We start from the raw sequence: 15,344 nt of genomic DNA on the forward strand, positions 1-15,344 counted from the left end.
TCCCTCGGGAAAATCTTCGGCGGGCTCGGGCGCGGGGGCGCCGGGGGGACGGGCGGGGGCGGCTTCGGCTGGGGGGGCGGGCCGGGGAGCTTCGGCGGGGGCGGGACCCGGGGCCGCAGGGGCGGGGGCGGTCGGTTCTGAGACTCATGCGCGGATGCGTGCCCGTACGCACACACAAGTCCCCGTACGTACACACAAGGAGAAGCCCCCATGGCCAAGCAGACCGTCCTCGGGCGCGTGGCGCAGTTGGCGAAGGCCAACGTCAACGCCCTCCTCGACCAGGCCGAGGACCCGCAGAAGATGCTGGACCAGCTGATCCGCGACTACACGGAGAACATCCGGGAGGCCGAGCAGGCCGTCGCGACGACGATCGGTGATCTGCGGCTCCTGGAGGAGGATCACAAGGAGGATCTGGCGGCCGCCGCCGAGTGGGGCGGCAAGGCGATCGCGGCCAGCAAGAAGGCGGACGTGCTGCGCGCGGACGGGAACGCCGCGGAGGCGGACCGGTTCGACGGCCTGGCCAAGGTGGCGTTGGGCAGGCAGCTGCGGTCGGAGCGGGAGGCGAAGGACGCAGAGCCGTCGATCGCCGCGCAGTCCGAGGTGGTCGGCAGGCTCAAGGACGGCCTCGACACGATGAAGATCAAGCTGACGGAACTGCACTCCAAGCGGGACCAGTTGGTGGCCAGGTCGAAGTCGGCCGAGGCGCGGAACCGGATGCTCGACGCGGCCCACAGCATCGATGTCCTCGATCCGACGAGCGAGCTGAGCCGGTTCGAGGAGAAGGTGCGGCGTGAGGAGGCGCGGGCCCTCGGCAGGGAGGAGCTGGCCGCGTCCTCGCTGGACGCGCAGTTCGAGCAGTTGGACAGCCTGAGCGACACGGCGGAGGTGGAGGCGCGGCTCGCGGCGCTGAAGGCGACGACGTGAGCCGACGGGGCGCCTCGACCGGGCCGTGGGCTCAGAACAGGCTCATCAGCGCCTCCGCCGCGTCCATCGGCTGCGAGTCGCCGTCCGGCAGCGCCAGTTCGAACCACACCGTCTTGCCGCGCGGTGTGCGGCGTGAGCCCCAGGCCGCGCTGAGCAGGCCGACGAGCTGCAGGCCGCGCCCGCCCTCGTCGGTGTCGCGGGCGCGGCGGCGGCGCGGCTGGACGAGCCCGGCGTCCCAGACCTCGCAGACCAGGGTGCGGTCGAGCAGCAGGCGCAGGCGGATCTCGCCCTCGCCGTAGCGCAGGGCGTTGGTGACCAGCTCGCTGACGAGGAGTTCGGCCGTGTCGACGAGCGCTTCGAGGTCCCACTCGCGCAGCCGCTGGCAGGCCAGTTCGCGGGCGCGGCCCACGGACTGCGGCTCGCGCGGCAGCGTCCAGTCGCCGACGTGCTCGGCGGGCAGCCCCTGCACCCGCGCCATGAGCAGCGCGATGTCGTCCTCGCCGTGGTGGGTGTCGAGCGTGTTCAGGACGTGGTCGCAGATGTCCTCAAGGGCCTGCGCGGGGTCGTCGAGGGCGCCCACGAAGGCGTTCAGGCCCTCGTCCAGGGGGTGGTCGCGGGACTCGACGAGGCCGTCGGTGTAGAGGGCGAGCAGCGCGCCCTCCGGCAGGTCGACCTCGACCTCCTCGAAGGGTTCGCCGCCGACGCCGAGCGGCATGCCCGGGGGCACGTCGAGCATGAGCGCGGCCTCGCCGGGCTCGACGAGGACCGGCGGCAGATGCCCGGCGTTGGCGAAGGTGACGCGGCGGGTGACGGCGTCGTACACCGCGTACACGCAGGTCGCCAGGTAGACCTCGGCGAGGTCGTCGGTGTCGCGGCCGCGGGCGGGCCCGCCGCGGCGGGCCTGCTCCTTGCCCTGCGGGTTGCCGAGGCCGCGGGCGATCTCGTCGAGCGCGGAGAGCACCTCGGCGGGCTCCAGGTCGAGCAGCGCGAGGGTGCGTACGGCGGAGCGCAGTTCGCCCATGGCGACGGCGGCGCGCAGGCCGCGGCCCATGACGTCGCCGACGACCAGAGCGGTGCGGTGTCCCGGCAGTTCGATGACGTCGAACCAGTCGCCGCCGACCTCGGTGGCGGCGTTGCCGGGCAGATAGCGGCAGGCGATGTCGAGTCCGGCGGCCTCGGGATCGCCGGGCGGGAGCAGGGACCGTTGCAGTATCAGCGCGCGCTCGTGCTCGCGGCGGTAGAGGCGGGCGTTGTCGATGCAGACGGCGGCGCGCGAGGCGAGCTCGACGGCGAGCGCACGGTCGCGTTCGCCGAAGGGTTCGCTGCCCTTCGTACGGGAGAACTGCGCGAGGCCCACGACGGTGTCGTGCGCGACCATCGGCACGGCGAGCGTGGACTGGATGAGGCCGCTGGTGAGGCGGCGGGCGGGCCCGCAGTCGTCGTCGGCGGCGACCAGGCGCGGGCGGGCCGTGCGCAGGGCCTCCGCGCAGGGCGAGTTGAAGGCGAAGCGGTGCACGGAGCCGACGTCGACGGGGCCGGTGCCGTCGGGGAAGGGCGCGTCGGCGACGGCGCTCGCGAAGGCGACGCGGCGCAGTTCGGCGCTGCCCTCGGCGAGGCTCTGGCGGATGTGCGCGGCCTCGTCGCCGTCGAGGAGGCCTTGGTAGAGGTCGACGGAGGCGAGGTCGCAGAAGCCGGGGACGCTGACGTCGAGGAGCTCGCGGGCGGTGGTCTCCAGGTCGAGGGAGTTGCCGATGCGGGCGCCGGCCTCGTTGAGGAGGGCGAGGTTGCGGCGGGCGTGGGCGGCCTCGCGGGCGGCGGCGTGCCGGTTGGTGACGTCGTTGCCGAGGCCGGCGACGCCGATGGGGCGGCCCGAACCGCTGTGCACGCGGTAGAGGTTGATCGACCAGTGGCGGCGTTCGTTGCTGCCCGGGGCGGGGCCGACGATCTGCATGTCCGTGACGGCCTCGCCGGTCTCCAGGACGCGGCGCATGGCGTCCTGCATGCGGTCGGCCTCGTGGCGGGGCAGATAGTCGTGGACCGTGCGGCCGCGGTGGTCGTCGACGGCGCCGCCGAAGACGGCGGCGAACCGGCGGTTGGCGCGCTGCACCTTCAGGTCGGTGCCGAACAGCAGGAAGCCGAACGGAGATTGTCCGAAAATGGCCTGCGAGGCGGCGAGGTCGGTCTCGATCCGGCGGAGCGCGCGGACGTCGACGACGATGCAGACGGCGGAGCGCTCGCCCTCCGGTGTCCGGGCGGGCATCACATAGACCTCGGCGATGCCTTCGAGCCCGGCGGCGGCCGGGGCGGTCCCGCCGCCCCCTCCGGTGGCCGGGGCGTCCGGTCCGGACTCCGGCACGCGGAGGGCCGACTCCGGCACCCGGAACGGGACCGACCCGGTCCACTCCCGCCCGTCGAGGATCTCGGCCATCTTGCGCCGCCCCGCGGGCCGCAGCTCGGGCGCGATGAACGCGTCGATGGGGTCCTTGCCGACGGCGTCGCGCGCGGCCACGCCGAACAGGCGCTCGGCGCGGGCGCTCCACTGGTCGACCAGGCCGTCGGGGCCGATCGAGAAGGAGGCCACCTTGATGTAGTCGTAGATGGACCCGGGCGGGCTGCTCTGCCAGACGACGTCGTCCGTCGTGAGGGGCGGGCCGTCGACGCGGGCGGGCACCGCACCGACACCCCGGTGACGCGCGTCGGCGTCCCCGGGGGCCCCGGCTACGCCTTGCGACCCACCGGTGCCTACGGTTCCGGGCGCGCCGGGGACTACGTCACGCGCGGGGCCGTCGGCGGCGGGGCCACCGGCCGGGGCGTCCTCGTCGCCGGGGCCGTCGTCCGCGGGTCCCGGCGCGTCCTCGCCCGCGGGGTCGGCCGGTCCGTGGCCGGCGCCTTCCCCCGCGGCGACTCGCGCGCCGCCGCGGGCCGCGTCCGCCGCACCCGGCGCACCCGTCACGACGTCCGTGGTCCCCGTCGGCGCCGACGAGAGAGGTCCGCCTCCGGCTCCCGGCACCGGCCGTGCGGGCAGGGCCCCGCCCGACCGCGCCGCAGGCCGCGTCGAACCCGTCGCCTTCGCTGGTATCTCGCTCACGCGAACCGTCCCCTCCAGCTCACCGCGTCCGGTACCGGTCACCGGATGTGGCTGCCCGCAGTATCCAGCACTACGGTGCCGAGCCACACGCCGTTCACGATCACAGCACGGACTAAACGCTTTTTGGCCCGTGTCCGCCTTGTGCTCGTCCCGTGCACTTGTACGTACCGGCGCCCTCTGTCTTCTATCCGGGCAGCGCCAGCTCGAACCACACCGTCTTCCCCGCCGTGCCCGTACGTCCCGGACGCGTGCCCCAGCGCCGGGACGACCGGGCGACCAGCTGGATGCCGCGGCCGCCTTCGTCGTCGGGTGCGGCGGCCCGTTCCGTGGGCGGATCGGGCAGCGGGTCGGACACCTCGACGAGCAGCGTGCCGAGCTGATCGCCCTGGCGCACCAGGCGGACGCCGATGGGCCCCGATGCGTAGCGCAGGGAATTGGTCACCAGCTCGCTGACGAGCAGCACGGCGACGTCACCGAGGGCGCCGAGCCCCCATGCGCCGAGCTGCGCGCGGACGACGGCGCGGGCCGTGCGGACGGCGCCCGGGTCCGCGGGAAAGTCCCACTCGGCGCACGCGCCTTCGGTGTCGATCACGCCGATCACTTCCCGGCCCAACGGCGGACCTATGTCCGGTTTCATGGGGTTAATGGGCACATACCCGATATCCAGGCGGAAGTACCGCGTTCAAGGTGACGTTGTGGCACGAACGGCGTAGAGAGGCGTGCGGCCTGTCCCGCCATCACCTCTCGCGCACCTCGCACGCCCCTGCACCCCGGCCGCCGCAGGGTCGCGGCGGCGGCCGACCCGCTCGGCTCCGGTGGGTGTTCCGGCAGGTCGGAGGGGGTGTCGGAGGGTCCGTCAGACGGGGTGTGCCGAGGCGTCGACGGTAGCGCGGGGCGGGATCGGGCCGCCAGGAAAGTCAGGAGGGCGGTCCGTCAGGATTCCGTCAGGGCGTGGATCGCCGGGATGTCGCCGGGGAGCCAGTCCACGGTCCACAGGTCGCCGGGGCCGAGCCAGCGCAGCTCGTCGTGGTCCTCCAGGGGCTTCGGCTCCCCCGCGAGCAGCCGGGCCCGCCACACCCGCATCACATAACCGCGCCCGAGGTCGAACTCCCCCGGCACCCGCGCGAGCGGCTCCGCCTCGACGCCCAGCTCCTCGCGCAGCTCGCGCACGAGCGCGTCCTCGCCGCGCTCGCCGGGCTCGACCTTTCCCCCGGGCAGCTCCCAGCGCCCGGCGAGTTCCTCGGGCGCGCTGCGGCGGGCGGCGAGCAGCCGCCCGTCGTCGTACAGGGCGGCGCCCACCACCACGATCCGATCGGTCATGCGCGGGAGCCTACGGCCTTCACCTCGCGCCGTTCTGGTTCAGCCGCTCCACCCAGTACAGCTGTTCCTTGCCGCGGTCGTCGAGGCTGTCCGCGATCCTCTGCGCCTCGGCCTTGGTCGCGTACCTGCCGACGCGGTAGCGGTTGCCGTTGTCGTCCTGACGTATCACGAGCCAGGGCAGTATGACCGTCCCGTCGTTCATGCCGTCCCTCCGCTCCCCGCCCCCGGCGCACCCCACGCCTCGATCAGTAAGGAAACCGCAATCCGCATATGCCCGAGCTTACGCCCGACCTTTACGCAGCGGATACGACTTTGCACAAAGAGATACGCAATCGGCCAGCACGGAGGGGGCGCGTCCGCACGGACGCGCCCCCCACACCGGCCCCGGACGGGCACTGCAAGCCCGAACTCGGCCCGCTTTACGGTTCGTTGACGAATGACGCGCCCGCGTGCGCCCCGACCTACGGAGCCGGGTCCGGCGCGGGCGCGGTCGGCACTGTCGGCACCGTCGGCACCGGCATGAGCACCGGGCCGCTCGCGGGCGACGTACGGCAGACGTCCCCGCACTCGGCGTCGAGGGAGCAGCACAGCGAGCAGATCGGCCCCGACCGGACGGGGCAGTCGGCGATGTCGGGGAGTTCGTACGCGGTCTCGCACACCGTGCAGGTGTGGGTGGCCGTGATGTCGGGGACCTCGACGTGCGGGCCGTTCACCGGGTTCGGCCGCGCCAGGTAGTACCTGCCGCGGGTGGCCCAGGCGATCAACGGGCACAGGAGCAGGGCGAGTCCGGCGGCGATGAAGGTCGAGAAGGCCTCGGCGTACCGGCCGAACAGGCCGAAGAACGCCAGGATGGAGACCGTCGAGGCGATCACCATCGCCCCGAATCCGGCCGGGTTCACCGCGTGCAGATAGGCCCGTTTGAACTCGATGTACGGCGGGCTCCAGCCCACCCGCTTGTTGATGACCAGATCGGCGGCGACGGCGACGATCCACGCGATGCCCACGTTGGCGTAGAAGCCGAGGAGCTTGTTGAGGGCCGCGAACATGTTCATCTCCATCAGCGTCAGCGCGATGGCGAGGTTGAGGAAGATGTACCAGACCCGGCCCGGGTGGCGGTGCGTGACGCGGGAGAAGAAGTTCGACCAGGACAGCGAACCGCTGTAGGCGTTGGTCACGTTGATCTTGATCTGCGAGACGATGACGAAGACCGCGGCGGCGGGCAGCGCGAAGGAGCCGAGCCAGGGGCGCAGCGCCTCGATCTGCGGGGCGATCGGCTCCAGGGCATGCGTCTTGCCGACGGCTTCCAGGGCCACGAACGCCAGGAACGCGCCACCGAGCTGCTTGGCGGCGCCGATGATCACCCAGCCGGGTCCGGCCGCGAGAACGGCCAGATTCCATCGCCTTTTGTTCGCCTCGGTCTTGGCCGGCATGAAGCGCAAGTAGTCGGCCTGTTCACCGATCTGTGCGATGAGGGAGAGCGCGACGCCGGTGCCGAGCCCGAAGCCGATCCAGGAGAAGCCCTGGCCCGCGCCCTCGGTGCCCTCGAACGAGCCGAAGGCGCCCCAGGCGTCCGGCGCCTCGAAGGCGAGCACCAGGAACGGCAGGGCCATGCCGACGAGCCAGATCGGCTGGGTCCACGCCTGCACCTTGGCGAGCGCGCCCATGCCGCGGAAGACGATCGGGATGACGATCAGCGTCGTCACCAAGTAGCCGATCTCCACCGGGAGTCCGACCGCCTGGTGCATGGCCTGGGCCATGATCGAGCCTTCGAGGGCGAAGAAGATGAAGGTGAACGAGGCGTAGATCAGCGAGGTGAGGGTGGAGCCGAAGTAGCCGAAGCCCGCGCCGCGCGTGACCAGGTCCATGTCCAGGCCGTACGTCGCGCAGGCCCGCGCGATCGGCACGCCCGTGACGAAGATGATCGTCGCGGCGCACAGGATGGACGCGAATCCACTGGTGAAACCGTACGTGAAGACGATGGACGCGCCGATCGCGAAGTCCGCGAGATAGGCGATGCCGCCGAGCGCCGTGGACGCGACCATGGTCGGCGACCAGCGGCGGAAGGAGTGCGGGGCGTAGCGCAGCGAGTAGTCCTCACGGCTCTCGTCGGCGGCGAGCCGGGCGTAGCTGCGCTTGGGGCCTCCTTCGGCCGGGGTCGCCTCACCCACCGGGCTCGCGTCGTCGCGCGTGACCGTATCCGTCATGGGGGCTCCTGACTTCCGACCGGACTGCGGGTACGGAGGGGGAAGTTAGAAGCCGTGCGTGACGATCCACGGCGGAGCGCGATTGCCCGGGCGTTACGGAACCGGGGCGGGCGTTAACTCGCGATCACGCGGGCCGGACGGGTCACCGCACCGGCAGGTGGTACGCGATGCGATAGCGGTCGGCGGGCACGACGATGTCGGCGGTCTCGACGGGGCGCCCCGAGGCGTAGTACGTCCGCTGGAGGGCGAGCACCACGTGGCCGGGGACGCCGCCGAGGGCGAGCAGCTCCTCGGCGAGGCCGGGGCGGGCGCCGACCTCCTCGGCGACGTTGTCCACGATGACGTCGATGGCGGCCATGCGGTCCACGACGCCGCAGCCGCCGAGGGGGCCCTCCTCAGGGAGCATCACAGGGGTGCGGCCGGTGACGGCCAGGGGCTCCCACGACGTGGAGATCATCATGGCCTCGCCCGCGTCCCGGAAGACATAGCGCGTGCACATCACCCGGTCCCCGGGGCGGATGGCGAGCCGCTCGGCGACCGCGTCGGTCGCGTCCGTCTGCTCGCTGCGGGACTCCCAGGTGCCGCGGGCGTTCTCGGCGGCCTGCTCCTGGCGGAAGGGGGTGGAGGTGCCGGGACCGCGGAAGCCGGTGCGCGCGACGCGGCGCGGGTCGGGGCGCTCGCGCACATAGGTGCCGGAGCCGGAGCGCCCCTCGACCAGACCTTCGGCCATGAGCACCTTGCGGGCCTCGAGAGCGACCGTGTCCGACACCCCGTACTCCTCGCGGATCCTGGCCTGCGAGGGGAGCCGGGTGTGCGGGGGCAGCGAACCATCGGTGATCTTCTTACGGAGATCACCCGCGACGCGCAGATAGGCCGGCTGCTCACCGAATGTCACTGGCCACTCCCATCAGGTTGACAGACAGCAACAGCGTGGCAACCGTGGGTTGTTGGCCGCAACCCTAGGCCAAGGAATCACTCGAAGTGATGATTTCCTGGCCCGCAGGGCTTTACGCAGGACGTTTCGAGCGTTATAGCAATCAACTAACTGATCAGATACGGCGGTTGAGCCACCGGCGCACGCCGTCCGCCACACGGCTCACGCCGGGCGCCCGAGGGGGGCACACGCACCGCCGAACGCACCTCGTCCTCGCGGCCGGCTGGGTCGAGGACCCGGAGCCGTTCCGCGAGGACGAGGGCGAAGCTGTGTGACGGTGTCGCTGGTTGATCACTGCGGGCTGGCGGGCATCAGGGGCTCGGCGCCGGAATCGCCTGCCCTGAGGCCGTCAGTCGGACGGCGTCAGAACTGCAGCCCCCAGGAGTCCAAAGTGCCGATGTCCTGGGACGCGTTGTCGCTGACCCGCAGCTTCCAGGTGCCGTTGGCCGTCTCCGAGGAGGCGTTGACGGTGTACGACGTGTTGATGTCGTCCGAGCTGCCGCCGACTCCGTAGTTCTTGAGGACGTAGGCGGAGCCGTCGGGGGCGACGAGTTCGATCTTCAGGTCACCGACGTAGGTGTGCTTGATGGCGACGGGGACACTGAGGGCCGAGGGGGCGTTGCCCGGGACACCGGTGACGGTCACCGGCGACTCGACGGTGGAGTGGTCGGTGATCGCGAAGTCCGCGCCGTTCTCGAACTTCGGTCCGGGCGGGTTGGTGCCGCCCGCGCCCACGTACAGCAGGCGGTTGGGCGAGCCGCTGCCGGGGCTGCCGACGACGTTCGGGGTGGCGGCGGTCGTCAGGGCCGTGGAGACCTGCGCCGGGGTGGCCGACGGGTTCTCCGCGACGTACAGGGCCGCGGCGCCCGCGACGTGCGGGGACGCCATCGACGTACCGGAGATCGTGCTGGTCGCCGTGTCGTTGGTGTTCCACGCCGACGTGATGCCGGAGCCGGGGGCGAACAGGTCGAGGACGTTGCCGAAGTTGGAGTAGTTGGCCTTGGCGTCGGTGTTGGTGGTGGCGCCGACGGTGATGGCCTCGGTGACGCGTGCGGGCGAGCGGGTGCTGGCGTTGGTGGTCTCGTTGCCCGCGGCGACGGCGTAGGTGATGCCGGCGGCTATGGAGTTGCGGACGGCGGTGTCGAGCGCGCTGTCGGCCGGGCCGCCGAGGCTCATGTTGGCGACGGCCGGCTTGGTGGCGTTGCGCGTCACCCAGTCGATGCCCGCGACGACCTGGGCGGTGGTGCCGGAGCCCGAGTTGTTGAGCACGCGGACGCCGACGATCTTGGCCTTCTTGGCGACGCCGTGCGCGGTGCCGCCGACGGTTCCGGCGACGTGCGTGCCGTGGCCGTGGCCGTCCTGCGCGACGTTGTCGTTGTCGATGGCGTCGTAGCCGTCGACGGCGCGGCCGCCGAAGTCCTGGTGGCTCTTGCGGACACCGGTGTCGATGACGTAGACGGTGGCACCCTCACCGGCCTTGTCCGGGTAGGTGTACTTCTGGTCCAGCGGGAGGTTGCGCTGGTCGATGCGGTCCAAACCCCACGACGGCGGGTTGGGCTGGGTCGCGGAGACCGTGTACGTGCGGTTCTGCACGACGGAGGCGACGGCCGGGTCGGCGGCGAACCTCTTCGCCTCGGCCTCGGACGCCTGCACCTCGTAGCCGTTCAGGACCTTCTTGTACGTCCGCTCGATCTCGGCGCCGTGCTTCTTCGCGAGCGCCTTGCCGGCGGGCGAGTCCGCCTTCGGGGCGTCCGCGTCGAGGGTGACGATGTAGCTGTTGGCGATCGAGCCGGGAGCGTCCGCGTACTGGATCCGGCCTTCCGCTGCCTTCGGCTGCGCGCTCGCGGGGAGCGCGGCGACGACACCGAGGGCGACGGCGGTGGCGGCGGTGAGGGCGAGGGTGCCCGTACCGGCCAGTCTTCGGCGGGGGTGACGCATCACTGCCATCTGAGGGGTCCTCCTCAATCGGTGGTGCGCTGGTGGGGGATGCGACAAGGGCATGACAATGTTTGGCCGACATGTGCACGCCGAGCTGATCAATGTTCAACTCTCTGTCGCCGACGAAAGATTGGCGGATCCATAGGAAACCCACAAGGGCGGTGTTCGGACGTAACACGACCGCCATGCACCGGCCATGACATGGCAGCAATAATCCGTGCATTCCCCCCGTAACAGTGGAGCGGCACGTGGGACGGGGTGGCACCGCCGGACTGCGGCTTCCGCGGGACGGAGGGGGTGGGGGCGCGGCGTTGGCGGGATTTCAGCCACCATCGATTTCCCGGGGGCGGGACGGGCGGGGGTGACCCAGGGGTACGGCTGAGCCGTGGGCCACCCCGCGCGACCCCCGAGACGCGGTCACGTGATCGACGTGTCGCCCTGCTGCTCCAGGAACTTGCGGAGCAGCCCGGCGGCGGCGTCGACCTCCGCGGGGTCGAGGTCGCCGAGGAGGCGGGCGTAGCGGTTCAGATGGTCGGCCATCAGGACCTCCGTGAGCTGCTTGCCGTGCTCCGTGAGCTTGATCCGGACGGTGCGGCGGTCGGCGCCGTCCCTGACCCGCTCGACCAGACCCTTGGCCTCCATCTTGTCGATCCGGTTGGTGATCGCCCCCGAGGTCACCATGGCCGCCTTGAGGAAGGCGCCCGCGGTCAGGGCGTACGGCGGCCCGGAGCGGCGCAGCGTCGTCAGGACGTCGAACTCGCCCCACTCCACGCCGTGCTTGGCGCAGAACACCTTGGCCTCGCGGTCCAGGACCCGGTTCATCCGCTGGACCCTCGCGATCAGCTGCACCGGCCAGAGGTCGTCCCTCAGCTCGGGCCGCTCCTTCTCCCACTGCCCCACGATCGCGTCCACGGCGTCGCTCACGACGTCCCCTCTCCTTCGGCCTGCGCCCGTCTTCCCTCAACGAGCATCTTCTCAACAAGAACCTTCTCAAGGTTAAGACACTTGACGCTGAAAGAACCCACGTGCTTTTATCTCAACGTTGAAACTTTCAGTCTTGAGAAGACGAACGCAGAGACAACGAAGGAGCCCCACCATGTCCGAGCTCGCCCTCGCCCCCGCCGCCCAGGACCTGCTCTTCCGCGAGGCCCGCACGGCCAACACCTTCACCGCCGAGCCCGTCACCGAGGAGCAGATCCAGGCGATCTACGACCTGGTGAAGTACGGCCCCACCGCCTTCAACCAGTCCCCCCTGCGCGTCATCCTCGTCCGCTCCCCCGAGGGCCGCGAGCGCCTGCTCAAGCACATGGCCGAGGGCAACCGCGCCAAGACCGAGACGGCCCCGCTGGTCGCGATCCTCGCCACGGACCACGAGTTCCACGAGGAGCTGCCCCAGCTGGTGCCGCACGCCCCGGGGATCGGCGACCTGTACTTCTCCGAGCGCTCCGTCCGCGAGCAGTCCGCCCTCGTCAACGGCACGCTCCAGGCCGCGTACTTCATCGTCGGCGTCCGCGCGGCGGGCCTCGCCGCCGGACCCATGACGGGCTACGACGCCGAGGGCCTGCGCGCGGAGTTCCTGGACGACGACCACGAGCCGCTGATGGTGGTCAACATCGGCCGCCCCGGCGAGGACGCGTGGTTCCCGCGGTCGCCGCGGCTGGCGTACGAGGACGTCGTGACGTCGGTCTGAGCGCGGGGCGGACGCCGCCTGCCCCTTCCCTTACGTCCACCATTCGCCGTTCCGCTCCAGGGGGTCCCCATGTCCAGCACCACAGCGTCCACCGTGTCCACGGCGTCCACAGCGACCGCCGCGTCCACCACCGCCGTCACAGCGCCCACCACGGCCCCCACCCCCCGCCAAGTCCCCGCCTTCTGGCTGGCGTTGCTGGCCGCCCCCGTGGCCGCCGGGGCCAACGCCCCCGTCCTGATCCTGCCGGACATGGCACGCTCCCTCGGCGTCGCGACCGCCACGGCGACCTGGATGGTGACGGCGTTCGCCTGGGCGATGGCGGCGGGCACCCCGCTGCTCGCGGCCCTGCTGCGCCGCCGCGGCCTGAAGCCCCTGCTGCGGCTGAGCACGGCACTGGTCGTGGGCGGCACCGTGCTCGTGGCGATCGCACCCTGGCTGCCGGTGGCCCTCGCGGGCCGGGTCGGACAGTCACTCGGCGGGGCGGGCCTGGTCGCGGCGGCGATGAACCTGGCGGGCAGCGCGCGCAGGATGGGCGTGATCAGCTCCGGCTTCGGCGTCATGGGGGCGGCGGGACCGCTGCTCGGGGCGACGCTCACGGACGCGGTGTCGTGGCGGCTCGCGTTCGCGGTGTCGGCGATCGCCCTGCTCGCCGTGCCCGCCGTGGCGCGCTACGCCCGCGACGCGCAGCCCGGCGAGGGCCGCTTCGACGCCCGCGGTGCGACGCTGCTCATCGCCCTCGCGACGGCCCTGATCCTGCTGCCGACGGCCCCGCTCCCGGCCGTGGTGGCGGCCCTGCTGACCGCCGTGCTCCTGGCCCTGCACGTCCGCCGCCGCCCGGAGGGCTTCGTACCCTCGACGCTCCTGCGCTCCCCCCTCTTCCTCATCTCCGCGGCCCTCGGCGTCACCCTCTCCACCACCTACTTCACGCTCCTGTTCACCGTGCCGTCCCTGCTCCAGGACCGGGCGGGCTGGTCGAAGGGCGCGATCGGAACGGGCCAGCTGATCACCCTGCTCACCGCGTCGGCCCTGTCCTGGCTGCTCGCGGCGAGCTCGGCCCGCCTGGGCCGGGCGGCGGTCCGCACGATCCTCGTCACCGTCGGCGCGACGGCGGTGGCCACGGCGGCCTTCTCCGCCTCGGGCCCCCTGCTCCTCCTGGCGGCAGGCGCCGCGGCCTTCACCGCGACCGGCGCCAACGCCACCCTCTCGGTCCACGCGGCCTCCGCCACCACCCCCGCCCAACGCCCCACCGCGATAGGCCTCTTCGCCCTCAGCTACCAACTCGGCGGCGCCTTCGGCCCGGGCATCACGACGCTCCTGATCCTCAGCTGACACCCACCCACGCCCAGACGCACGACGGCCCCCGCCCGCAGAGGACGGGGGCCGCACCCGTTCGCCGTCCCGCGTGTGCCGTCCCGCACGACCAGCCGGGCCCGGCGCCGCCCTCACCTGTTCGCGCTGATGTGTTGCCCGTCTTGCCACACCGCCCACAGCCGGGCGTAGGTGCCGCCGGCGGTGAGGAGTTCGTCATGGGCACCGGTCTCGACGACGCGGCCGGCTTCCATGACCGCGATCCGGTCGCACGTGGCGGCTTGGGAGAGCCGGTGCGCGATCACGATGCCGGTCCGCCCGGCGAGGACCGCTTCCGAGGCACGGTCGAGCCGCTCGGCGTGGGCGGAACCGGCCTCGGCGGTGGCTTCGTCGAGGATCGCCAACTCCGGGTCGGCCAGGAGCAGGCGGGCGAGGGCGAGCTGTTGCGCCTGTGCCTCGGTGAGCGGATGTCCCCCGGTGCCGACCACCGTGTCGAGGGCACCCTCCGACAGGTCGAGGAGATCGGCCGCGCCGGTGGTGTCGAGCGCGGCGCGGATCTCGCGGTCGGTGGCGTCGGGCGCGGCGAGCGTGAGGTTCTCTCGCAGTGTCCCGGCGAACACGTGTACTTCCTGGGTGATCACCGCGGTGCGGCAGGGGCGGGTCACTGTCCCGGCGTCGGGTCGGTGAACTCCCGCGATCACGGCGGCGAGCGTGGTCTTCCCTGCCCCGGACGGGCCGACGATCGCAAGGTGCTGACCAGCCGGGATGTCGAGGCCGATGCCGTCGAGCACGAGTGGGCCGTCGGCGTAACGGAACGCGACCTCGTGGAGCCGAACGGCGGTGGCCGGGGCTGCTGGGTCTGTCGGGGCTGCCGGTTCTGTCGGGCCTGTCGGCGTCGTCGCCTCGGCCGCGTCCACCGTCGGGATCGTGGCGACTCCGATCATGCGGCTCAGCGAGGCGAGGGCCGACTGAAGGGTGTCGATGACGAACAGCAGTTGGTTGACCGGCCCCAGCAGGCGCAGCACGAGCAGCATGGCGGTGGTGGCACCGCCGACGGTCGAGGATCCATGGCTGACGAGGACGAATCCGACGACGAGCACGGCGGCGAGGCTCAGGCATTCGCCGAGGTTGAGCCGGGCGTTGAGCATGCTCTGCACGGTGCGTGCCCGCAGCGACTGCACCGCGACGCCCCAGGAGTTGGTCATCACGGCGCGATGACGGTGCTCGGCGAGCCCGAAGCCGAGCACGGTGGCGTGGCCGCGCTGGGACTCGAGGATCTGCTGGGCACGCGCACTCATCGCCGCACGCTCGGCTCGGTACACCCGGGGCCCGGTGCGCAGGTACCACCGCATGGCGAGTACGTAGACGGGCAGTACGACGGCGAACGCGGCCGCATAGGGCCATTCAAGGGCCGCGAGCCCGCCCAGCGACACGACGACGGTGAACGCGGTGACGGTGAGTGCGGGGATCACTGCGGGGGCGGCATCGGCGACGGCGGTGACGTCGTCGCTCGACCGGGATATCAGGTCCCCCGTACCGGCGCGCTCGACGAGGTGCTGCGGGAGCAGCATGGCGCGGCTCACGAGCCGTTCGCGCAGCGCTGCGAGGACGGTGTGGTAAATGCGGGTGGCGTGCACGATCGCCACCGTGGTGCCCACGGCGCCGAGGACGCCCGAGAGCACCATGACGGCCGTGACCGTCAGCACGGTCCCGAGATCCGCGGTGCCCGCCCGCACCCGGTCGACGAGGTACCCGATCGCCACCGGCGGGATCAGGTCGACAGCGGTGCCGACGATCCCGACCACGCCGACGGCGGCGAGCCGGAGCCGGTGTCCGCGGCTGAGCCGCAGGACCTCCCTGGCCGTCGCCCGGCCGCCCGCGACGGGCAGCGCGTGCCCGGTCGTGGCGGATGCCACGCTCATCCCGTCCCCCTTCCGT

Annotated in this window: 12 protein-coding genes; 3 read left to right on the forward strand and 9 right to left on the reverse strand. The window is 72.0% G+C overall.

Annotated features, from left to right (window positions below):
* Positions 1 to 210 precede the first annotated feature (210 nt).
* A complete protein-coding gene (locus OO63_RS37535; protein WP_030358086.1) occupies positions 211 to 924 on the forward strand; it encodes a PspA/IM30 family protein in 714 nt (237 codons plus the stop codon).
* Between the two features lie 31 nt (positions 925 to 955).
* On the opposite strand, the gene OO63_RS37540 is transcribed toward OO63_RS37535, so the two are convergent.
* From OO63_RS37540 to OO63_RS37575, 8 genes are all read right to left on the reverse strand, one after another.
* Positions 956 to 4,012 (reverse strand): SpoIIE family protein phosphatase, encoded by a 3,057-nt coding sequence (locus tag OO63_RS37540; RefSeq protein ID WP_234311134.1) that lies wholly within the window; start codon positions 4,010 to 4,012, stop codon positions 956 to 958.
* A 184-nt stretch (positions 4,013 to 4,196) separates the two neighbouring features.
* Positions 4,197 to 4,649 carry an ATP-binding protein gene (locus tag OO63_RS37545; RefSeq protein ID WP_087885730.1) on the reverse strand — a complete coding sequence of 151 codons (453 nt, stop codon included), beginning with the start codon at positions 4,647 to 4,649 and terminating at the stop codon, positions 4,197 to 4,199.
* A gap of 296 nt (positions 4,650 to 4,945) precedes the next feature.
* Positions 4,946 to 5,332, reverse strand: coding sequence for a (deoxy)nucleoside triphosphate pyrophosphohydrolase (locus tag OO63_RS37550; protein WP_030358083.1), 387 nt, complete (start codon positions 5,330 to 5,332; stop codon positions 4,946 to 4,948).
* Between the two features lie 19 nt (positions 5,333 to 5,351).
* Positions 5,352 to 5,534, reverse strand: coding sequence for an SPOR domain-containing protein (locus OO63_RS37555; RefSeq protein WP_030358082.1), 183 nt, complete (start codon positions 5,532 to 5,534; stop codon positions 5,352 to 5,354).
* 259 nt (positions 5,535 to 5,793) lie between these two features.
* Entirely contained in the window at positions 5,794 to 7,536 is a 1,743-nt protein-coding gene (locus tag OO63_RS37560) for a purine-cytosine permease family protein (protein WP_051811582.1), read from the reverse strand.
* Positions 7,537 to 7,678: 142 nt separating this feature from the next.
* Complete coding sequence (locus OO63_RS37565) at positions 7,679 to 8,431, reverse strand: GntR family transcriptional regulator (RefSeq protein WP_030358080.1); 753 nt, start codon at positions 8,429 to 8,431, stop codon at positions 7,679 to 7,681.
* A gap of 402 nt (positions 8,432 to 8,833) precedes the next feature.
* Entirely contained in the window at positions 8,834 to 10,417 is a 1,584-nt protein-coding gene (locus OO63_RS37570; RefSeq protein WP_030358079.1) for a S8 family peptidase, read from the reverse strand.
* Positions 10,418 to 10,825: 408 nt separating this feature from the next.
* Positions 10,826 to 11,332 (reverse strand): MarR family winged helix-turn-helix transcriptional regulator, encoded by a 507-nt coding sequence (locus tag OO63_RS37575; RefSeq protein WP_030358078.1) that lies wholly within the window; start codon positions 11,330 to 11,332, stop codon positions 10,826 to 10,828.
* Between the two features lie 172 nt (positions 11,333 to 11,504).
* On the opposite strand from OO63_RS37575, the gene OO63_RS37580 reads away from it, so the two are divergent.
* Together OO63_RS37580 and OO63_RS37585 are read left to right on the forward strand one after the other, a co-directional pair.
* Entirely contained in the window at positions 11,505 to 12,098 is a 594-nt protein-coding gene (locus tag OO63_RS37580; RefSeq protein WP_030358077.1) for a malonic semialdehyde reductase, read from the forward strand.
* Between the two features lie 69 nt (positions 12,099 to 12,167).
* On the forward strand, positions 12,168 to 13,427 hold the full coding sequence (locus OO63_RS37585) for an MFS transporter (protein ID WP_078619608.1): 1,260 nt from the start codon (positions 12,168 to 12,170) through the stop codon (positions 13,425 to 13,427).
* Between the two features lie 113 nt (positions 13,428 to 13,540).
* Here the strand turns inward: OO63_RS37585 and OO63_RS37590 are convergent, their stop codons facing one another.
* Positions 13,541 to 15,328 carry an ABC transporter ATP-binding protein gene (locus tag OO63_RS37590; RefSeq protein WP_033264838.1) on the reverse strand — a complete coding sequence of 596 codons (1,788 nt, stop codon included), beginning with the start codon at positions 15,326 to 15,328 and terminating at the stop codon, positions 13,541 to 13,543.
* Positions 15,329 to 15,344: the final 16 nt, after the last annotated feature.

Source organism: Streptomyces alboflavus (genome assembly GCF_000716675.1).
GTDB classification, from domain to species: domain Bacteria; phylum Actinomycetota; class Actinomycetes; order Streptomycetales; family Streptomycetaceae; genus Streptomyces; species Streptomyces alboflavus.